Genomic DNA, 20,263 nt, shown 5'->3' with positions numbered 1-20,263 from the left:
CAGTTTATGGGAAAAATAATATTTTTTAAGGAATATTATCTTTCCAATTCTCCTGCAATGAATTTATCAACTTTTTCTGCTGCTATATCGTCTGTAAACTGTTCTGGGGGGTGTTTCATGGTATATGATGATATGGATGTTAAAACACCGCCTATTCCTCTATTCAAAGCTAATTTACAGCACCTTACAGCATCAATTACGCATCCTGCAGAGTTAGGGGAATCTTCTACACTAAGGCGAAGCTCAATTTCCATGGGAACATCACCGAAGGTTCTACCTTCCATTCGCAGGAAACATATCTTATTGTCCTGCTGCCAGGGCACATAGTCACTGGGACCGATATGGATATTATGGGGATCCATCCTTTCGCCTAATACTGATTGGACAGCTTCTGTTTTTGATTCTTTTTTAGAATCTAAGCGATCCCGATTAAGCATGTTTAGAAAATCAGTGTTTCCACCGGTATTTATTTGATAAGTACGATCTAATTTCACTCCTCGTTCCCGGAAAAGATTGGCTAAGGTACGGTGAGTAATGGTAGCTCCAATTTGGGCCTTAATATCATCTCCCACAATAGGAATGCCTTTTTTCTCAAATTTAGCAGCCCATTGGGGGTCACTGGCTATAAAAACAGGCATGTTGTTAATGAAAGCTACACCTGCATCCAGACAGCACTGGGCATAGTAGCGGCTGGCTTCTTCAGATCCCACCGGTAAGTAACTTAATACTACTTCCGCACCACTATTTTGTAAAATTTCCACTACATCAACTGGTTCTTCATCAGCAACTAAAAAGGTGTAATCATCTTCATAGTTATCCATATGGGTGGCCACACCATCCAGAATATGCCCCATGGATACTTTAACTCCACTGGAGGGTATATTATCGCAGAAAACCTCAGTGCAGTTGGGTCGGGCAAAAATAGCCTCATTGACATCTTTACTTACTTTTCGTTTGTCTACATCAAAAGCTGCCACCACCTCTATATCACTGGGAAGATATCCTCCTATATCCCAATGCATGAGTCCAATGGCATCTCTTGCGTCTTTATCCTGGTAGTAATGTATTCCTTGGATGAGGGAACTTGCACAATTACCCACACCGATTATTGCTATTTTTATTTTATCCAATTGAAACACCTTAATCTCTTAAAAAATGCGCATGTAATTCTAAAATTAATATCATAAATATAAGCTTCTAATTTTAATCTAAATTCCATTTGATTTACTTTATATTATGATAAGATATAATTTACCCTTAAAAATGTTTATTAACTTAGTTTTTATTTAGAACAATATAATAGTTATGGTCAAATATAAATCATTTACTTCCTAATCTGCTGTATCAAATATTAAATGTTTCGATTAAACCTGTTTTTTAATATAGGCTATTAAGGAGGATAATAACAGCAGATTTAATTTATTTTATTATTATAATTATTTTTTATTGGAAATAATCTCTAAATAATTAGTTTATTTTAAAAAAAATACTCCATTAATTTATAGGTTTAAATCACGAACCAAATTAATGGATTAATTAATTCTATATTTTCATTTTCTAGATTAAAACTACCCTTAAAAATACAAATAACCACCAGAATATCATTAAAATAGTACTTTTTTTAAGGGGAAGTGATTCAGGGGAAATACTTTTAAAATTAGAATTCAAATTCCAGTGGAGTATCACGATAAAGAGAAGCAAAAGGGTGGCAATACCTCCTAGAATATTTCGAGGATTTTGGGAGTAACTGAATATCCAAATAACTGCGGTAATAATTATCCCCACCCTCAGTAGGGTATTAACTGAAGATATAACCTTAAGGGTTACCTGGAGTGTTTCATCTGATTTTCGGGATTTAATTAGCAGAGTGTAGATCACCATAAATACTCCCAGTGCTATAATAATTCCTAAAAATTGTGGGAAGACTTCCACCACCGGGACCTGGAAAAAACCAGCTTTTAAAATGGGTAATAGTAAAATAGCATTTAATGATTCATCTGGGGGAAAAGTTTCAATATCTCCTATTGCCAGGGAATAACTGCCCTGATTTTCATTATTAAATACTTTAATGTAGTAAGTGCCTGCCGGGACGGTCTGGTTAAATTCAGGACCTTGAAGGTAACTATCTCCTCCAAAAGGTTCAAAAAAGACTTCCCAATCAAAATTATTTCCATCTAAACTGGCCAGTATATTCTGATTTTCATCTAAAATCTCAGCAGATACCAGTTTCTCACCGGATCCGGGAGTATCAGGAACCAGCAAATTAACATATAATCTGAATTCTTCCTTGCTACTTATTTTATAATAAGCTGGATTTCCATTAAGATCTCCATAAAATGCCTGGGAAATCTCAGGATTACTCACCACAATAGGGTTTTCCAGGGAACTACTATCGCTGGCTAAACGAGGCTGGTGAGCAATGGAAAAAGATAGGGATAAAAAAATAATTAAAATAATTATAAATGTTGCCTTTTTAAAATCATTCCTCTGGTTCATATTATTATTTTTATATTAAATATTTAATAAATATTTGGCTTAACAATCTACAGATAAATCACCGTACCGGTGTAAGCATAATTCAACCTGTCCTTTAAAACTTCTTTTAAAATATTATAAGATTTTTCGGAGGTGCAGTGTCCAGTATAAATCATTTCTACAGGATATTCTGCTATTTTTTCCCCAATTTTTTTAATATGAGTGGAATAATCGTTTTTTTGGCTAAATTCAGTGGGATAAATTAGATGAAAACCACCAATAATAGCCTTGATATGTTTTTGAGGGAAAAGACTACAGGCGGTTTCTATCATATTAAGTATGCCCTGATGGGAACATCCACTTATAATGATTATCTTATCCTTTTCTTCCAATATCATTAATAATTCATGATCAAAATCATCCCGGACCATTTTTCCATTTTTCATCTTATATAAACCGTTATTATCCTGGCGAGAATCATACTTTTGGATAATGGAGCTAATGAGGTGTATTCCTGGCAAAACTTCCCTATTTTCTCTTATGTATTTCAATCGTAAGCTATTTTTTTCTAGAACATCAATATCCAGATTAATTTCTTGGGGGGATAGGGGATCATTTATCCTATAATATTTCCCTAATGGTTTTAAATAAACTTCTGAATTTTTATTTTCTTTAAAAAAAGTTTTTAATCCTCCTCCATGATCATAATGTCCATGGGAGATAACAGCCAGGTCAATATTGTTTAGATCGATACCCATTTTTTGGGCATTATAGGCAAAATATTCACTGGCCCCCATATCAAAAAGAATATTATATTCTTCTTTATGGATGTGAAAAGACAGCCCATGTTCATTAATTAAAGGAGATCCTTCCTTTTTTTTATCATCCATTAAAGTGCTGATAATCAATGGGTTTACCTCATAACTAATTAATAGTGATTATGTTATGATGCTTCTAATTATATAAATCCAGACCTCTCACAATAATGCAATGGAGAATCTGGGCCCTTCAATTTAATTATTATTCTTATAAATCGGGTAATATCTTAAACAGTACTTATTTATTATCATTATTATTAATTTTACTCATATTTACTTAGATTATAATGGAGTACTCTTAAGATTCATTTTTGGGAAAAAGTATTATTGGGAGGTCAGATATAATTATTGTAGGGTTAAAATGCAAATTTTTACCGATGTGCATGGCAGATGTGGCATAGATTGTGGAGGGTTTTGTGAGTTTTGTTTTTATAAAAACGTGGACTTCAATAATTTAAAACCAACAGGGTGCATAAACTGCCCTCCCTATGAAGTAGGTTGTGATTATTGTAAAAATATTGCAGATAGAGTATCTCAGAATTATAAACCTCTTTATCAAGTCTTAGAAGACCTGGTGAAAAAATTTTCTCAGATAAATTGGAGTATGTTGCGTCCTGAGGATTTACAGATCCTGGTAATTGGCGGTGCAGATATACTTAACTACCCTGAATTGCAAGAACTGGTTTTGAAAATAAAAGAGCTACCTTTTTCCCTTCATTTGGGATATACCAGTGGAAAACCTATAAAAAATGAAATCATGGCTGAGAAACTTATTTCATGGGGGGTGGACGAGATCAGTTTTTCAGTTTTCTCCACCAATCCTGAAAAGAGAAGAAAGTGGATGGGGGATAAAACATCCAAAGAGGCCATTCAAGCCTGTGAAATGTTTGGTGAGAGCATAGATCTTAATGCCTCCGCCGTAATTATCCCTGGTGTAAATGATGGCTATGATTTATGGGAAACATGCGACCAACTAGAAAAATGGGGAGTAAAATCATTTGCTTTACGGAGGTTTGCTAATTTTGAATATCAGGGATTAATAATGAACGAAAAACCTTTAATTAAAGGTATAATCCCTCATACCTATGAAGAATTCCAATCATTAGTGGGCAAAGTTCAAAATGAATTTTCTTTTAAAGTAATTAGCTTTCCTTACCATGACCCTAAAATAAATTTTCCATTTGCCCTTTTAAAAGGCAAAAATCAAGAATTAATTGAAAAAATGCCTGAAATAAAATCAGAAGCTTCTATTATAACCAGTAGCTTGGCTGCAACTTTTTTGGAAAAATTTTTCCAATCCGTCGATGATTCTCAACAGGTAAATGTAATTGCATTGGATAAAGAAATAGCGGATTTAATTACCGCGGTTGATTTGGAAAAAATAGATCTTAGCAAGGTAAAGCCCAATGTAATTATCCCTAAGGGAGCACTGGTTCATAACCAAAAGGTAAAACAAATTTTATGTAAAGACGGGGTGCAGCGAAGAATATCGCGGGGCCCTCTCTATTTAACTAACCCTGATTATGAAGAAAAAGATTTATCTGAGTTTGAATTAATAAAATCTGAGATGGAATCATTTAAAAAGTTAATCAATATTATAAATTCTTTTAATAATGGTAAACTTTAATGGCCTCTTCTTAATCAATAGATTAATTAATTTAAAAATATATAATACTAACTATATCTGGACATTATTTTAGTATCACTGGATTTTTTTTATCAAGTATACTGTTATTGTTTAACATGGAGGGGTCTTTGAGGGGCTAAGTGCATGTCCATTACCAGAATAATATTAATCATCGCCATTTTTGCTATTTTTTCTATATTACTTTTGGTGGTGTCTTTCCAAAACCAATTCATAAATATAGATCTGGAATGGGTAACCGGCCTACTTATAATTCTTCTTATTGCTATTTTATTATCATTTCTATTGGGGTTCTCTATTGAGTATGTTTATCGTAGATTAAGTTATCATTCCCGGTTTTCTAAAACGACTAGATTTAAAAAACCCCGTAAAATAAAGGCAAAACTAGTTTTATCCGTTAATAAGAAGATTTTTATTGACTATTATGAACGGGTTTATGGCCGGGAAGATTTTTTAGGGATTCTTCTTATTGATGAATTGTCATTTATAGGTAAAGAGCACTTCAGAATTACACATCTGGATGATGGCTTTTATATTGAAGACATGGACACTAAAAACGGAACACGTGTAAATGGAAAAGAAATAAAAGGCCAGGGTATGATAAAACTAAAAAACAAGGATTCCATTACTGTGGCCAGAGTTATGAATGCCAGATATTTAGAAGAAAATGTGGATTAGTTTTATTAAAATTTAGATCCTGAAATTTAGAAAATGAAATGCAAAATACATGGCTGTGAAGAAAAGGTTTTACATAAAGATTTATGCATTCTACACCTTGAATTACCTGATGACGAGAGTAGTGAAACTTTTAAGAGAATAGAGAAGCTAAAAATAGAAAAGCTAGAAAACAGAAAAAAAAGTCAAAATCTCAACTTCAAAGGAGCGATATTTGTTAATGCAAATTTTAAGGGATTTGAAACACAGCAGGATATTATCTTAACAGGTGCTTACATTAAAAAGGATCTTAATTTTGAGAATTCTAAAATCCAGGCTGATATTTGGGGAGATAATGTTGATATTGGTGAAAATTTATGTTTTGAATTAGCCCATATTAATGGTAGTGTTTCTTTTTTTAAGGCTAAAATTTATGGAAATATTTTATTTGATCACACCATCATTGGAAATTATGTATGGTTCCAAAATGCAACCATTGCTGGTGAAGCGTCATTTAATTATACTATTATAGGGGCCAGTGTTTCATTCAAAGATGCAAGAATAACTGAAAATCTTTCTTTTTACGCTGCGGAAATTGAGGGTAATGTATGGTTTAACCGGGCTCATATAATGGGAGAAGCATGGTTTGATCGTTTGAAAATAAATGGAAATTTAAATTTTTTTAATACCACGTTTGAAAATGTTAAAGGACAGGAAAGAGCACACCGTAGTGCTAAAATAATATGGGAGAAAATTGGTGATAGAGAAAAAGCAGATTATAGTTTTTACCATGAAATGGAGGCTAAAAGAAAACAGAAACCTTTTTATTTCCGATATCCTGAAATAATTGTCCAGTATCTTTTTGGTTATGGGGTGCATCCCTCTCGTTTGCTTTTTTCATTCATAACTCTGTTATTACTATTTGCCTTTAGTTACTGGGTTATGGAAGGTTTATTTTCCCTTGATTCTCTATTGAATAAACTAAGATTTAGTTTCTTAACTCTCATAGTCCCGGCTTATGGGGTTATAAATGCTAAAACTGGATTATATAGTTTTTTAACGATTTTAGAAGCAGTAATAGGGGCATTTACTTGGCCAACATTTATTGTAACCTTTGCCCGAAAATACATGCGATAATTGCTGAGTTTTAGTCAAGATAATATATTGTAAATAATAACCCCTTAAAACAACTAATCTCTTTCCCATTAGATTAATATCTAAAAAATCATTTAGAACCAATATCTATTTAAATTAGAAACTAGAAAAATTTAAAGCTAATAGTTAATTATTAATATTAGTCCTTATATATTATAATTCATAAGTCTGGGGGGCTTTTTTTGAATCAAAAAGAAGAGATTGAAAATCTGGAAGATTTCCGTAAAGGCTACAAATCTGGTTTTGCGGATGGATACATGGCGGCCATGAAGGAAGTCTTTGAATTACAAGAAAAAGAAATGGAAAAAGCTAAAGTGGAAATGATCAACAGAGGTATTTTGGCCAGACCATTCTGGTAATTAAAAAAAATTGTATATATAATTACCGGAACATATTTAGCTAAAAATTACTGTGGGGTTTTAAAATTCTATCTAAGGCCCATAGTGTGGGTCAGTTAAAATATCTGATTATCTTAGTATTTATTTTGTTAGTTAGTTTAACTACAGTAGGGGCTACCAGAGAAAAAACAGCTGTTATATTTGATGAAACTGGCCCATACTACAATATGTACACCATTTTTAATATAGCTCCGCAGGGGTCTTCTATTTTTGCTAATCTTCTTGAAACTAATGGATTTTATGTTTCACGGCTAAAAAATTCTCCTATAACTTATGAAAATCTCCGGAAATATGATGTTTTAATTTTAATGGCTCCTGGACGCAATTATACTGCAGATGAGATTAAATCCATTAATCAATTCGTGTCTAGTGGAGGGGGGTTGTTCTTAGTTGCAGATGGCTGGGGGGTGGAAGATGGCAATGAAGATTATGCATTTAATCAAATTGCCCATAGTTTTGGCTTAAATTATTCTCCCAACCAGATTATCGTGGATCCCAAAAACAATATCGCCTTTCAAGATTTTATTAAAATTTCTGATATTAAATCAAGCCCATTAACTGCTGATCTGAAAGAAATTCACTACTTACAAGGCCCTTATATCCAGAATACAGGATCATCAGAAGTTTTAGCCTATTCAAGTTCGGATTCATGGGGTGATTGGTTATCATTTACTGATCAGGGATATTCCATGCCCAATTATAAACAGGATTTAAATGAAACTTCTGGTCCACTTCCTGTCATCTCTACTTTAAATTATGGGAAGGGAAGAGTGGTATTTTTTGGTGCAGCTAAAAGTCTAGCCAATTTTTGGATTTATCGGAGCGATAACTGGAAATTAGGTGTTAATAGTGTAAGTTGGCTTGCAAATCAACCACCACCCACTATTTATAATGAATCAGGCCTATTATCACCATTTATGGCTGATTTAGAATATTATATTATGGGATTTTTAATTTATACTGTGATTCTCCTGGGTGTTTTAATCTTTAAATTACGTAGTAATAGTAAAGATAAAGCATTAAAACGACTTAAAACCATTAAAAACTGGAAGTATAATTTTTTAATGGGATTAAATGCAGCATTTTTGATTTTGGGGATTTTAATTTTTATACCTTCCAATATTTTTCTTTTTGATGTATCAGAAATGACCATCTATGATCCTAATTTTGGTTATTTCCTGCTAACTAGTGGAATTTTATTTGTTTTCTTGTTCAGTTTAATTCTTTATAATCTATATGCCAATCTAAGAATTAAGGTAAACTACAATTATCTGATAATTTTTATTCTTCTTTTGGGAGTAGGTTTTACTGCTATACTGGGGGATATATTCTCATTTCCCATGGTCACTATTTTCAGCGGCCTGGGCTTATTTTTAATCCTGCCTTTTTTGTTTAATCTAATCATTAACCATATTTATGGATCAGAGATAATCATTAAAGGCAAAGAATTCAACCGGCTGGAGAAACTTTCCTTTAAATCATTGCCCTATGAATTGCATTCGGTTTATGAAGAATCTTCTTTTATTGGAGAAGGTGGCTTTGGCCGTGTTTTTAAGGCTAAAAAATATGATGGTCAGGTTGTGGCCATAAAAATACCAAAAAGCTTTGATAAAAGGTCAGAGAAGATTTTTATCAGCGAGGTTTCTAATTGGGAAAATTTAGAACATCAGAATATAGTAAAATTATATGATTATAAAATTTTACCCATTCCCTACTTGGAAATGGAATATTGCAAATCTTCTTTATTTAAAGGACCAAAACCGGTGCAAGAGGTTGTATTCATCATATATGAAGTGGCAAGAGGATTAAATTATGCTCACAGGAAGAATATCATTCATGGGGATATAAAAAACTCTAATATCATGTCATGTCATGATGTTTACAAAATTTCAGATTGGGGTTTAAGCAAACTCCACACTGATAAATCTGTTACTCTTTCCGGGGTAACTCCACAATATGCTGCACCGGAACACTTGTCCCGTGAATTTGGGAAAGCAGATAAAAGAACAGACATATATCAGCTGGGAATTGTATTTTATGAACAACTTACAGGGGAATTTCCATTCAAAGGAGAAATTTCACATATATATGATTCTATCTTGAATACCCATCCGGTTCCACCCTCTTTGATTAATCCAGAAGCAGATATAGTTGAAAAGATTGTATTAAAGTGCTTGAGTAAGAACAAAAATGAAAGATATGAATCTATTGAGGCCTTAATGGAGGATCTTCAAGATTACTATAAACCGACTACCCGCACCCTGGAGACTACTTTATTTGATAAATAAATATTCTGAAAAACTCATTTCTATTAATTAACTTTTTAAAAAGCCCCATTTTAAAATTTACTCCACAAATATTAATCCAAAAACTTTACCATTTTCATAAGATCCGTGGCATCATTTATTTTTTTTTCCAAATCAAGTATTAAATAAGCTTTACTTCCTCCAGTATAGCTTGATGATATAATTAATTGTTTTTTTCCAACTAACTTAGCCCCATCTACCGGGGTGTGCCCCACAACCATAGCTCGACAATCAACTTTTTTTAAAAAGTTATCAATGTCGGTTAAGTTATAGTCCCCATAACGATTCCATAAAAATTCTTCCAGGATTTTATTTTCAACATAACCTGAATCACTTATGTTAATGATATCCTCAATACTCTTTATATTTTTTGATGGGCCAGAATGGCTTATAAACACTTTATTATTAGTTTTAACTGCTACTGGAAGTTTTTTAAAAAATTTAATGTATATTTCTAACTTCTCTTTCCAGGAGCCGGGGAATCTCTTTTTTAATAAATTTTCAAATTTGAAACTCAAATTTTCACGATTTTTAAATAATACAACACTGGATATTAAGGACCATTCATGATTTCCGAGGAGTACATGGAAGTTCTGGTCACTTTCAAACTGGTACTGTATTTGTTCTAAAACTTCAATAGACTTGTCTTCAACTAGTCCCATGCTATGGATAAAATCCCCGGTGATGACCAGGTGATTATTATTCCCTTTAAAATCATCCCATATATTAATAAATTTATTAAAATCACTCCAGTTTCCATGAATATCTGTTATTATTAAAACATGCCCTTTTCCTGATAATTCCACCAGACTACCTCTGTAGTTATGCATACTATCATATTTATTATTAATTTTATTTTATTAATACTTTGGGCAGCTAAAAATTTTTTAGGGATTAACTACAAAGATTATTCTAAGTAATATAATTTCTCAACTAGGAGGGCTTTCCTTGCATTGGGGAAGATTAGGGGCTATATTGGGGGGCACAGGACTTTTTTTTACCATAATCCTTATTTTTGCTTATCCTCAATTAGATTTTGATCAGCAACTCATTATTTCTGCTGAAAATGATGCATCTTCCTCTTTTTTAATTTCTCAAATCGAAAACGAGAGCATCAAAGAGAGGATAACAGCAAAAAATAAATTCATGCTATTCCTTCTGAATACTAAATACTGGTTTCAGATTGGAAAGTTTGATGAATCAGATATAGTATTCCAAAGAAAATTATATGAACAGGAGATATCCCTTATTGATGAGCAGGAACAATTAAGAAAAGATTTTGTAGCTAAAAAAATTACTAGAGATGAATTTCTAATAAATTCCATGCAATATAAAAAAGGTTTCTTTTTTGACAGGTTAGGATAATAACCTTACCGGGGGTTTAGATTCTTTGTCTGCTTGGTGCTAATCTAGATTTTAACTATTTTCATTTAAAATAGCATCTATAGTGGACTGAACATCTTCAATACTACCTTTAGTATTTACTATATGCCATTTTTTAGCCAGCTGCAAGGCTTTTCTACGTACCTTTATCAGATCTTCTTTATTTTCAAAGATTTCCTCAAAATCACGATTACTTATTCTTTTTAATGCTTCTTCCTCTTCCAGATCCAAAAAGAACATGTAGGGTGTGGTAGGTAAAAAGATGGTGAAAAACCAGTAAAAAACTCTGGCCAGGGGCAGAGGCAGATAAGCCACACCCATCAAATACCTAACAAAGATAACTGTATCGGCCTTTCCATAATATAGCCTGACAGATCGTATAACATCCAGAGCATAATAGAATGATGCTTTAATTTTATTTAACTTTCCTCGCCCTAAAAGAGCATTTTTTGCCTTAATTCCATAATAATTATCTGATGACGGATGAGTTCTAAGTATAACCGTTCCTTGTTCCTGATAACGTTTCTCGATAAGCTGCGCATGGGTATCCTTTCCGGCACCATCCAGTCCATCTATTACTATAAATTTCATTGTACACCTGATGAATTAGTTAATAACTATATAAAACCATTTAAGAGATAGGCACCTACTGCCCCAAAACAGGCCGTCAAATTATCCAAACCTTTAGGTGTGATTCCTTCCAGCAGGGTAGCTACCAGAGATACGGTTATAATGGTCAGGGGATTAATGACCTGGCCATAATAATATAGAATAACGGATAAAGTTAATATTAGCACCAGGAACATGGAAAGAGAACCTTCCAGGCTTTTATTATCTCCAAATATGTTATATTTGGTTTTACCATACCGCTCACCCATTATGGAGGCCACTCCATCACCATAGGACATGGCGGCAATACCTACGGCAATAATCCAGGGCTCCTGAAAGAAGAAAAAGGCCAGAACTGTCCATGATATGGCATAGTATACCAGGCCCAGACCATGACCTGAGGTGGAAACTCTGGTTTTTAATTTTAAAGGTGAATAGGGGCTCATTAAAAAGGTTAAAAATATGAAAGGCGCTGCTGCCAGGAAGGTCATGGCTTCCCTGGTGGCAAAAACAGGTAAAATAAAAAGAACATTCCCCACCATGATATGTAAAAATTTCCTGCTGAATTTAGGATACTTTTTTAGTATTTTTTCACTTATTATTAATAACAGAGCCACATAGCCATAAACAAATAGCAGCCCCAGTAAGTCACTTGATTCCATGAATTTATGAAGTAGTTTTACCTATAAGTGAATTTGGATTTGATTGTGAGGTTGGCTGGAAATTCAAAGAATTTAATATTTATCCCTAATAGAAACAGACATATTTTAAGACATCACAATATGAGCCATAATGTTATTTTTTAAATACCAGTTAACTATTATAAATGATTACTATGAATGCCTACTTTGAAATACTAAGACCGGGAAACGCCTTTATGGCGGTTATAACCATATTGCTTATGATGATTATTGGAGAAACTTTCTCTGCAGATGCCATAGTAGCTTGTGCAATTGTATTTATTGCAACCGGGGCAGGAAACACCATTAATGATTACTTTGATTATAAAATTGATGCAGTTAATAGGCCGGAGAGACCTATACCTTCTGGCAGAATCTCCCTTAAAAATGCAGGTATTTATTCCATGCTGCTTTTTGCCCTGGCCACCATACTGGGATTTTCAATTGGAATTATTCCTGGATTCATAGTGCTTTCCAGCTCTTTTTTAATGATATACTATGCTCAGAATCTTAAAAAAAAGTGTTTGATTGGAAATATCACTATTTCATTTTTAACCGGGCTTAGTTTTGTACTGGGGGGAGTGGTAATTGGAGAGATTATTATTTCTATTTACCTGGGAATATTTGCATTTCTCATGACCATGGCCCGGGAGATAGTAAAAGATATGGAGGATATGGAGGGGGATAAAAAAGAAGGAGCCCGTACATTGCCTCTGGTAAAGGGAAAACTTTTTTCTGCTCATATGGCGGTTTTTTTCATAATACTGGCCAGTATAACTAGCCCATTATTGTACTTTATGGATATTTTTAACCTGCTCTACCTGGTGGTACTTTTAGGGTCATTATGGTTTTTTATAAAAAGTGCCTTTTCCCTGCTCCAGGACCAGTCACAGGATAATACTAGAAGTATTTCCCGGCAGATTAAAAAGGGTATGGCCATCACCTTCCTGGCCTTTGCCCTGGGGTCTCCATTAATTTCATCTTTCTTTAATATTCTGAATTAAAATTTAATTTTATCACAAAAACCAGTGATTGATTTTCTTTAATTTTTTTATTTTTTAGTTTGAAGCTTCCCCAATCTGTTTTATAATATACTAATAATTCTTATATCTACGAATTAAAAAAATCATGATTTAAGGAAGATATGAAGTGTTTTAATAACTATCAGCGAGTATTCTGATTGAAAATAATATGAGAATATGCTTATATTTTTAAAATATTTTTAATATTAATTGGATATTCTGATCATTATTATATTTTATAACCTTAGATAACTTAATATGCTACAATGTTCATAATAGTAATTGTAATACTAAGTTTATATTAGTTTAGAAACATGATTCGCTAAAAGCGTAAAGGAGGTGAAAATATGAAAAAACAAGCGATTATATTGAGTGCAACCTTCATACTAGCCCTTTTGTTGATGGGAGCAGTAAGTGCTACTGATGATTCCTGTGAAGAACAATTATGTGTACAATTCAATAACACTCCTGGAACCGAAATTTGCGTCAACAAAAGGGATAGCCCTTCACCAGTACTCCACTTTGATGTGGAAGGACCACCCGCCAATGCAACCAATGCAACTTTAACTCTGTCAAATTGCAGCACAGTTAACTGGGGCCAACAGGGAAGAGAAAAATCAGATTTAAGTAACTGTCCTCCGGGATATAAGGGTTACTGGCACTTTGTATATACTCCTGCAGGAATACTGGCTCTTAGTAGTGCTAATTGTGTAAAAGTAGAAGGAACCCCAACCAGTTTAATAGCTGATAACGTAAGGGTTTGTCCTAAGACTGACATTACTTTACGTGCACGGCTAACTGAAAATGTCGAAGGAACACCGTTGGAGGGAAAAACAATTACCTTCTGCTGGGTTACCAATGTGGATATAAATAACCCACAAACAATGTGTGCCAATGCCACCACCGATGAGGATGGCTGGGCAGAATATGTTATTGTTGGCGGCCTACCTAAATGTCCATTTAGTGGGCCTGATGAATGCCGCTATAATGTACTGGCCTGGTTTGCCGGAGACGAGATTTACGAATATTCCCAAACTGACTTCAACATTCTGGTAAGACAATTTGATACTGAAATAGCTGTATTAAATGTAGCAGGTAACCAGGGCGATGAGGTAATTTTGAGTGCCACCTTGACCAAAGAGGAAGACAGTTCACCTATTGCAGGAAAAACATTGAATTTCTATGTAAATGGAGTATATGTGGGATCTGCCCTAACCAATGCCCAGGGAGTTGCCACTCTGGCCTACACTATAACCCAGACCCAGGGAAAATATACCATCACTGCAGAATTTGAAACTGAAGGATGTTTCCGTGGTGCAGAAGGTGAAGGTGAACTGGATGTTGAGTTTAATGGAGTTGTACTTACAGTAGATGGTGTGACTATTTGTCCGTTAGGTAAACCTATTGTCACTGCCAAGTTAACTGATCTGGAGGGTAATCCTTTACCTGGTAGAACCATTAAGTTTTCTATTAATCCTGAAACTGAAGGTGTTACCAATGCTCAGGGTATAGCTCTGGGGATATTTGATCCTTTACCACTGGGAACCTATAACGTCAATGCTCTATTTGAAGGAGATGGCGAGTTTGAAGCTGCAACAGTTAATTCTACTTTAAACGTGACTCCTGATGAATTCCCAACCATACTAACTCTGGACAATGTACAGGGTAATCAAGGCCAAAGTGTTCTTTTAAAGGCAACTCTTACTGATGATGATGGAATACCCCTGGAAGGAAAGACCATTGACTTCTATGTGGATGATACGCTCGTTGGATCAGCCATAACTAACTCAGAGGGATTAGCCACTTTAGAATACATAATTACTCAAACTAAGGGACAATATACAACTAAAGCAGTATTTGAAGGATACGAATGTTATTTAGCTTCAACAGACTACGCCAATCTGGATGTTGAATTTTCTACAGCCTTAATTACAGTAGAAAATGTGACTATTTGTCCGTTAGGTAAACCTATTGTCACTGCCAAGTTAACTGATCTGGAGGGTAATCCTTTACCTGGTAGAACCATTAAGTTTTCTATTAATCCTGAAACTGAAGGTGTTACCAATGCTCAGGGTATAGCTCTGGGGATATTTGATCCTTTACCACTGGGAACCTATAACGTCAATGCTCTATTTGAAGGAGACAGTGAATACGCAGCAGTAGATGCTAATTCTACTTTAAACGTGACTCCAGATGAATTCCCAACCATACTTACTTTGAATAATGTAAAAGGAAGTAAAGGGGATCAGGTTACTCTAAGAGCTACTCTAACTGATGAGGATGGAATACCTCTACCTGGCCAAAACATTGACTTCTATGTGAATGGAGTATATGTGGGATCTGCCTTAACCAATGCAGCCGGCGTAGCCACTTTATTATACACCATAACTCAGAATGCAGGAACTTACACCATAAGTGCAGTATTTGGAGGATTTGAATGCTACCAGGCATCATCTGCTGAGGCAACCTTAGAGGTATTAAGCAGTGCCCATGCAGGAACTGTGCCCATGCAGGAAACTGGAACTCCGTTAGCTCCCCTACTTGCTGGAATCTTAGCAGTACTTGCCGGTGCATTTTGGAAAAAGAAATAATTTTAGGGATTAAAATCCCTTTTTTTTAATTTTTAGATGAAATTAAATCTATTTTTTAATATTTTAAAACCAGAAGGCTAATTATTTTTTTTAAAGGCTTTTCAAAAACTCCAGTATAAATTCAAGGGCCTGTTTTTGCTGCTCTTCCCTGGTGATGGTGGCATTATTATCTCCTTGCTGGATCCCATAATTACCAAATTGATAATGATTACCTCCTTCAATTACCATGAAACTAGTATTTGCGGGAAATTTTGATTTATTATCCTCCAGATCCTGAGCCGTAGTTAAACCATCTTCTGATCCCCTCAGTGAAAGTCCTTTTAATGATGTAGGGTAAGCATCCAAAGAGGGATAGGCTGCTAAATATATAACTCCCTCTATCTTATCCGGATTATTAACTGCATAATCTGAGGCAAATACTCCACCCAGGGAGTGACCCATCATCACCCAGGAACTTATCTCTGGATGATCCTCTATAATATCATCAGCCCGGTTAGCCCCAAAAAATGCCAGATTAAAAGGCATTTTGGCTATTATGGTGGCATGACCATTTTCTGCTAGCCCTGCAGCCATTACACTGTATGCTTCTGCTTCAACCTTTCCTCCTGGATAAAATATAACACCCCGCGAACTATTACTGGCACGTGGATTAAAGGTAATGCTATTATCACTATTAATTACCTCATATTTTTCATTGGAATTAAGTGCTGCTATAGCTTCATTATCTGCTGGATAATAATCAGCCACATAAATACTAAACCCTGCTCCGGCTAACAGGAATAATCCCAGAATAGATATTAAAACTAACTTCTTTTTTGATGCCATTTTATTCACTATCCATTATTTATCCATACCCAAACTATATATGTGATTACATAGTGAAATAAGAAGTAGAAGAGAACTGAAATAGAATTTAATTTATCAGTTCCAGTAGCTATTTTTGTATGTTAATTGATTCAAGAAGCATTTAAACGAAATCAATTGCTACAAATTAGTAAGGGGAAAAGGCCTTTAATAGTTTCTGGCCTTTTTTAAAAAGATAAGTGAGATTATTAAGAGTAAATAATTTAAAATTAGATTTAACTTTTTTAATCTTAAAAGATATAAAACATTTTGCCACTTGCCTTATGCAGGAAATTAATGAATTTAATAATAATATTATAGATTCATTTTTTAATAAAAAAATGGAAATTCATTAATTAATATCATAAAATCTTTTTTTCCTTACTACTGATTAATAGCTATTTAAAAGCATTAAAATTCTTAAAAGATTTATTTAGACATTAATATTCTAAAGTAGTAAAAATTTACTACTTTTTATCAAGAATAAAGATAATCAGGAGATAATATATGAGTACTGAAATAATAGCCATCGGAGGATATGAAGAGGTAGGAAAAAACATGTCCGCAGTGAAGGTGGGAAAGGATATTGTAATATTTGATATGGGAATCCATCTGGACCGGCTTCATATTCATGAAGATACCTATATAGAGAAAATGCATAGTCTGGATTTAATTGAAAGAGGGGTCATACCGGACGATACCCTCATGAAAGATGTAGACGGCAAGGTTAAAGCCATTGTATTTACCCATGGGCACCTGGATCACATTGGGGCAGTGGCTAAACTGGCCCATAGATATGATGCTCCTTTAATAGCCACTCCTTACACCATGGCCTTAATAGAAAGAACCATTAAAGGAGAGCGGAAATTTAAATTTGATAACCCCCTTCAGGTATTGAATTCTGGCGAGAAATGTCAGATTTCTCCCGAAATAACTCTGGAATTTGTGCACACCACCCACAGTATACCTCAAACGGTTACTCCGGTCCTGCATACCTCAGAAGGAGTAATTGTATATTCTAATGATTTCAAGTTTGATAACCATCAGACCATTTCCCCACCACCAGACTACCAGCGGTTCAGGGAACTGGGAGAAAAGGGTGTACTAGCAGCAATAATCGACGCTACCCGTGCTGCAGAGCCTGACCAGGTTAAAACTCATTCTGAAAAAATAGCCCGTATAGTTTTAGAGGACATCATGGAACAACCCTTAAAAGAAGATGATGGAATAATAATCACCACCTTCGCCTCTCATATTGAAAGGATTCAGGCTATCTGTAATATAGCTTCTAAAAGCAACAGACAGCTCCTGCTTTTAGGAAGATCCATGGAGAGATACTGCAGCCTGGCTGAAAACATGGGATTACTTAAAATACCAGAAAATGCCAGTGTTTATGGTAGTCCCAAGGCCATTAACCGGGCTCTAGCCAGGGCGAACGAAAAAAGATCAGATTTTGTTCTGGTAACCACCGGACACCAGGGTGAACCAGATGCACTTTTACCTCGAATTGCAAATGATAAAACTCTTTTTGAAGTACAAAAAGGAGATAACATTATTATATCTGCACCAATAATTCCCAATCCTCTCAATAAAGCCAACCGTAACCTTATGGAGCGTAGATTGAAAGGCAAGGGTGCTCGCATATTCACCAATGCTCATGTATCTGGCCATGCAGGAAGGGAAGATCACCGGGACTTCTTAAGAATGCTACAACCCCAACACCTGATACCTTCTCATGGGAACCTGGGAATGTTGACTGCTTATGCTGAACTGGCAGAAGAAGAGGGCTACAGATTAGGTCACAACATCCATCTATTACGTAATGGCCAGGCCCAGGTTTTTAATAAAGAAAAAAAATAATCAGGGATTAATTGGAACTAATCTTAAAAATAAAATTATTTTCTATTTTTTTACTTTAATCAGGTTCTCTATGTTTGAATTTAAAATTAAGATAAATTAAATTATAAAAAACTAAATTCGGGCCTAATTTCATAAAAAAAGAAAAATAAAAGGGTAGTTTTTTTTTTATCTGAGTTTGCTGTAGGCTACTCCTCCTATGAGGGATAGTATTCCGAGTGCGGCTACGGCTAGTGGTGTTCCGGTTTTTTGCATGGGTACGGTTGCTGCTGATGGTTCAACTGGGCATTCTACTCCATAGAATGTGTAGCTATCATCATCAAGGAAAATAGGGAAGTCAAGGTTATCTGGCCATTCATAGAAATCAGCCCATACAGTTATTTCGCCAGTTTGTGTTACGGTGGCAGGTACGCTAAGAAGAGCATAGTCACCGGGTTCCATGAAGTAGCTGTACCATCCAATCCAGAATACCCATGTTTCTTCGAAGTCGTCCCAGAAGAAGAATGGATCTAATGGGTCGTTTGTGAAGATATTTCCGTTAAAATCAGCTACTGCTTCATCCGGGTTAAATAGTAATGCCATATCTGGGTCAGTATATACGTCAACAAAAGGATCTTCTAATGTGGTGTTACCAGTATTTTCGACATCTACAAACACTATAACTTCGCTACCGACACAAGCTTCGTCAATGAAAGGATCGGTTTCATTTCCGACTGCTATGTTTACTTCCTGGGCAGATACTGCTCCGGCTAGGCTTAAAGTTAGTAATATTGCCATTAGTAATATTGCTGCTGGTTTTCGCATGTTTTTCACCTCCTTTATGTTTAATCTTCTGGAATCAAACATGTGGGTCCGAATATTTATTGATCCAGATTTTGAATTTCCATTTTTTGGCATTATTAATTCTTTTTGAATGGCAGGCTGGTCCGATTGATTCCTTAAGTTAGTATTACTTTTATTAATTAATCTATATATATTATTCTAATATGATAAACTAGTACCAGTGGATATCCTCGGTTCATTTCATCTTTATTTATGTGAATTGAGTTTAATCTCATTAAATAATCTTTAGAACGATAATGGGGTTATCTTCACAGAATATAATAATAATTACAGATTATATTAAAATAAAAAAAAGAAAATGAGTAGTTTTTTTATCTGAGTTTGCTGTAGGCTACTCCTCCGATGAGGGATAGTATTCCTAGTGCGGCTACGGCTAGTGGTGTCCCGGTTTTTTGCATGGGTACGGTTGCTGCTGATGGTTCAACTGGGCATTCTATACCATAAAATGTGTAGCTGTCTTCTGCAAGTAAAATAGGGAATTCAAATTGCTCCGGCCATTCGTAGAATTCAGCGTATACGGTTATTTCACCGGTTTGAGTTACAGTAGCTGGCACAAAAAGCCCTGCATAGTCATCAGGGTCCATGAAATAATCATACCATCCAATCCAGAATACCCATGAATTAAAGTCGTCGTCCCAGTAGAAGAATGGATCAAATGGGTCGTTAATGAATACATTCCCGTTAAAATCGGCTACTGCTTCATCTGGATTTAAAAGAAGGGCCATTTCAGGTTCAACATAAACTAAAACTGCTGGGTCTTCTAATGTTTCATTACCATCATTAAATGCCCATACATTTACTAGTACTTCGCTGCCGACGCAGGCTTCATCTACCAGTTCACCAGTTTCCATATCTTCTACAAATACGTCAACTTCCTGGGCAGATACTGCTCCGGCTAGGCTTAAGGTTAGTAATATTGCCATTAAAAATATTGCTGCTGGTTTTCGCATTTTTTCACCTCTTTTTATTTCTTTGTGAAGGAAC

The 20,263-nt window shown here is 34.8% G+C and carries 18 protein-coding genes; 9 read left to right on the top strand and 9 right to left on the bottom strand.

Annotated elements, in window-relative coordinates; translation table 11 throughout:
• Window positions 1-35 precede the first annotated feature (35 nt).
• The 3 genes from HYG87_RS04675 to HYG87_RS04665 form a co-directional block, all read right to left on the bottom strand.
• The gene (locus tag HYG87_RS04675; RefSeq protein ID WP_211534060.1) at window positions 36-1,130 is read right to left on the bottom strand and encodes an inositol-3-phosphate synthase; all 1,095 of its coding nucleotides are present in this window, start codon (window positions 1,128-1,130) and stop codon (window positions 36-38) included.
• Window positions 1,131-1,557: 427 nt separating this feature from the next.
• The gene (locus HYG87_RS04670) at window positions 1,558-2,496 is read right to left on the bottom strand and encodes a hypothetical protein (protein ID WP_211534059.1); all 939 of its coding nucleotides are present in this window, start codon (window positions 2,494-2,496) and stop codon (window positions 1,558-1,560) included.
• 47 nt (window positions 2,497-2,543) lie between these two features.
• Window positions 2,544-3,383 (bottom strand): MBL fold metallo-hydrolase, encoded by an 840-nt coding sequence (locus HYG87_RS04665; protein WP_211534058.1) that lies wholly within the window; start codon window positions 3,381-3,383, stop codon window positions 2,544-2,546.
• A gap of 271 nt (window positions 3,384-3,654) precedes the next feature.
• Here HYG87_RS04665 and mmp10 point away from each other — a divergent pair, with 271 nt between their 5' ends.
• The 5 genes from mmp10 to HYG87_RS04640 all read left to right on the top strand — a co-directional run bounded on the left by mmp10 (window position 3,655) and on the right by HYG87_RS04640 (window position 9,433).
• Window positions 3,655-4,920, top strand: a complete 1,266-nt coding sequence (gene mmp10, locus HYG87_RS04660) for a methyl coenzyme M reductase-arginine methyltransferase Mmp10 (RefSeq protein ID WP_211534057.1) — start codon at window positions 3,655-3,657, stop codon at window positions 4,918-4,920.
• A gap of 144 nt (window positions 4,921-5,064) precedes the next feature.
• Window positions 5,065-5,616 (top strand): FHA domain-containing protein, encoded by a 552-nt coding sequence (locus HYG87_RS04655; protein ID WP_211534056.1) that lies wholly within the window; start codon window positions 5,065-5,067, stop codon window positions 5,614-5,616.
• Window positions 5,617-5,649: 33 nt separating this feature from the next.
• Window positions 5,650-6,729 carry a pentapeptide repeat-containing protein gene (locus tag HYG87_RS04650; protein ID WP_211534055.1) on the top strand — a complete coding sequence of 360 codons (1,080 nt, stop codon included), beginning with the start codon at window positions 5,650-5,652 and terminating at the stop codon, window positions 6,727-6,729.
• A 200-nt stretch (window positions 6,730-6,929) separates the two neighbouring features.
• Window positions 6,930-7,106 carry a hypothetical protein gene (locus HYG87_RS04645; protein WP_211534054.1) on the top strand — a complete coding sequence of 59 codons (177 nt, stop codon included), beginning with the start codon at window positions 6,930-6,932 and terminating at the stop codon, window positions 7,104-7,106.
• A gap of 125 nt (window positions 7,107-7,231) precedes the next feature.
• The gene (locus tag HYG87_RS04640; protein WP_211534053.1) at window positions 7,232-9,433 is read left to right on the top strand and encodes a DUF4350 domain-containing protein; all 2,202 of its coding nucleotides are present in this window, start codon (window positions 7,232-7,234) and stop codon (window positions 9,431-9,433) included.
• A gap of 71 nt (window positions 9,434-9,504) precedes the next feature.
• On the opposite strand, the gene HYG87_RS04635 is transcribed toward HYG87_RS04640, so the two are convergent.
• Window positions 9,505-10,281, bottom strand: coding sequence for a metallophosphoesterase (locus HYG87_RS04635; RefSeq protein ID WP_211534052.1), 777 nt, complete (start codon window positions 10,279-10,281; stop codon window positions 9,505-9,507).
• A 118-nt stretch (window positions 10,282-10,399) separates the two neighbouring features.
• Between HYG87_RS04635 and HYG87_RS04630 the strand changes: the two genes are divergently transcribed.
• On the top strand, window positions 10,400-10,816 hold the full coding sequence (locus HYG87_RS04630) for a hypothetical protein (protein WP_211534051.1): 417 nt from the start codon (window positions 10,400-10,402) through the stop codon (window positions 10,814-10,816).
• Window positions 10,817-10,867: 51 nt separating this feature from the next.
• On the opposite strand, the gene HYG87_RS04625 is transcribed toward HYG87_RS04630, so the two are convergent.
• A complete protein-coding gene (locus tag HYG87_RS04625) occupies window positions 10,868-11,425 on the bottom strand; it encodes a nucleoside/nucleotide kinase family protein (protein WP_211534050.1) in 558 nt (185 codons plus the stop codon).
• Between the two features lie 26 nt (window positions 11,426-11,451).
• On the bottom strand, window positions 11,452-12,105 hold the full coding sequence (locus HYG87_RS04620; protein ID WP_211534049.1) for a diacylglycerol/polyprenol kinase family protein: 654 nt from the start codon (window positions 12,103-12,105) through the stop codon (window positions 11,452-11,454).
• Between the two features lie 173 nt (window positions 12,106-12,278).
• On the opposite strand from HYG87_RS04620, the gene HYG87_RS04615 reads away from it, so the two are divergent.
• Together HYG87_RS04615 and HYG87_RS04610 are read left to right on the top strand one after the other, a co-directional pair.
• Window positions 12,279-13,127 carry a UbiA family prenyltransferase gene (locus tag HYG87_RS04615; protein WP_211534048.1) on the top strand — a complete coding sequence of 283 codons (849 nt, stop codon included), beginning with the start codon at window positions 12,279-12,281 and terminating at the stop codon, window positions 13,125-13,127.
• 365 nt (window positions 13,128-13,492) lie between these two features.
• Entirely contained in the window at window positions 13,493-15,736 is a 2,244-nt protein-coding gene (locus HYG87_RS04610; protein WP_211534047.1) for an Ig-like domain repeat protein, read from the top strand.
• A gap of 90 nt (window positions 15,737-15,826) precedes the next feature.
• Here the strand turns inward: HYG87_RS04610 and HYG87_RS04605 are convergent, their stop codons facing one another.
• A complete protein-coding gene (locus HYG87_RS04605; protein ID WP_249164891.1) occupies window positions 15,827-16,561 on the bottom strand; it encodes an alpha/beta hydrolase in 735 nt (244 codons plus the stop codon).
• A 525-nt stretch (window positions 16,562-17,086) separates the two neighbouring features.
• Between HYG87_RS04605 and HYG87_RS04600 the strand changes: the two genes are divergently transcribed.
• Complete coding sequence (locus tag HYG87_RS04600) at window positions 17,087-18,439, top strand: RNase J family beta-CASP ribonuclease (RefSeq protein ID WP_211534045.1); 1,353 nt, start codon at window positions 17,087-17,089, stop codon at window positions 18,437-18,439.
• 165 nt (window positions 18,440-18,604) lie between these two features.
• Here HYG87_RS04600 and HYG87_RS04595 read toward each other — a convergent pair whose 3' ends face one another.
• Together HYG87_RS04595 and HYG87_RS04590 are read right to left on the bottom strand one after the other, a co-directional pair.
• Window positions 18,605-19,333: a hypothetical protein gene (locus tag HYG87_RS04595; RefSeq protein ID WP_211534044.1), complete on the bottom strand. Its 729-nt coding sequence runs from the start codon at window positions 19,331-19,333 to the stop codon at window positions 18,605-18,607.
• Window positions 19,334-19,590: 257 nt separating this feature from the next.
• Complete coding sequence (locus HYG87_RS04590; RefSeq protein WP_211534043.1) at window positions 19,591-20,229, bottom strand: hypothetical protein; 639 nt, start codon at window positions 20,227-20,229, stop codon at window positions 19,591-19,593.
• Between the last annotated feature and the right edge of the window lie 34 nt (window positions 20,230-20,263).

It is taken from the genome of Methanobacterium alkalithermotolerans, from assembly GCF_018141185.1.
GTDB lineage: Archaea > Methanobacteriota > Methanobacteria > Methanobacteriales > Methanobacteriaceae > Methanobacterium_F > Methanobacterium_F alkalithermotolerans.
The sequence above is the reverse complement of the archived record's forward strand: the minus strand, read 5'-3'. Positions and strand labels throughout refer to the sequence as shown.

Excerpts from the sequence above, each read along its gene's own strand:
- HYG87_RS04670 (WP_211534059.1), bottom strand. The coding sequence starts at position 2,496 with ATGAACCAGAGGAATGATTTTAAAAAGGCAACATTTATAATTATTTTA.
- mmp10 (WP_211534057.1), top strand. The coding sequence starts at position 3,655 with ATGCAAATTTTTACCGATGTGCATGGCAGATGTGGCATAGATTGTGGA.
- HYG87_RS04655 (WP_211534056.1), top strand. The coding sequence starts at position 5,065 with ATGTCCATTACCAGAATAATATTAATCATCGCCATTTTTGCTATTTTT.
- HYG87_RS04650 (WP_211534055.1), top strand. The coding sequence starts at position 5,650 with ATGAAATGCAAAATACATGGCTGTGAAGAAAAGGTTTTACATAAAGAT.
- HYG87_RS04635 (WP_211534052.1), bottom strand. The coding sequence starts at position 10,281 with ATGCATAACTACAGAGGTAGTCTGGTGGAATTATCAGGAAAAGGGCAT.
- HYG87_RS04625 (WP_211534050.1), bottom strand. The coding sequence starts at position 11,425 with ATGAAATTTATAGTAATAGATGGACTGGATGGTGCCGGAAAGGATACC.
- HYG87_RS04620 (WP_211534049.1), bottom strand. The coding sequence starts at position 12,105 with ATGGAATCAAGTGACTTACTGGGGCTGCTATTTGTTTATGGCTATGTG.
- HYG87_RS04615 (WP_211534048.1), top strand. The coding sequence starts at position 12,279 with ATGAATGCCTACTTTGAAATACTAAGACCGGGAAACGCCTTTATGGCG.
- HYG87_RS04610 (WP_211534047.1), top strand. The coding sequence starts at position 13,493 with ATGAAAAAACAAGCGATTATATTGAGTGCAACCTTCATACTAGCCCTT.
- HYG87_RS04605 (WP_249164891.1), bottom strand. The coding sequence starts at position 16,561 with ATGGCATCAAAAAAGAAGTTAGTTTTAATATCTATTCTGGGATTATTC.
- HYG87_RS04600 (WP_211534045.1), top strand. The coding sequence starts at position 17,087 with ATGAGTACTGAAATAATAGCCATCGGAGGATATGAAGAGGTAGGAAAA.
- HYG87_RS04595 (WP_211534044.1), bottom strand. The coding sequence starts at position 19,333 with ATGCCAAAAAATGGAAATTCAAAATCTGGATCAATAAATATTCGGACC.
- HYG87_RS04590 (WP_211534043.1), bottom strand. The coding sequence starts at position 20,229 with ATGCGAAAACCAGCAGCAATATTTTTAATGGCAATATTACTAACCTTA.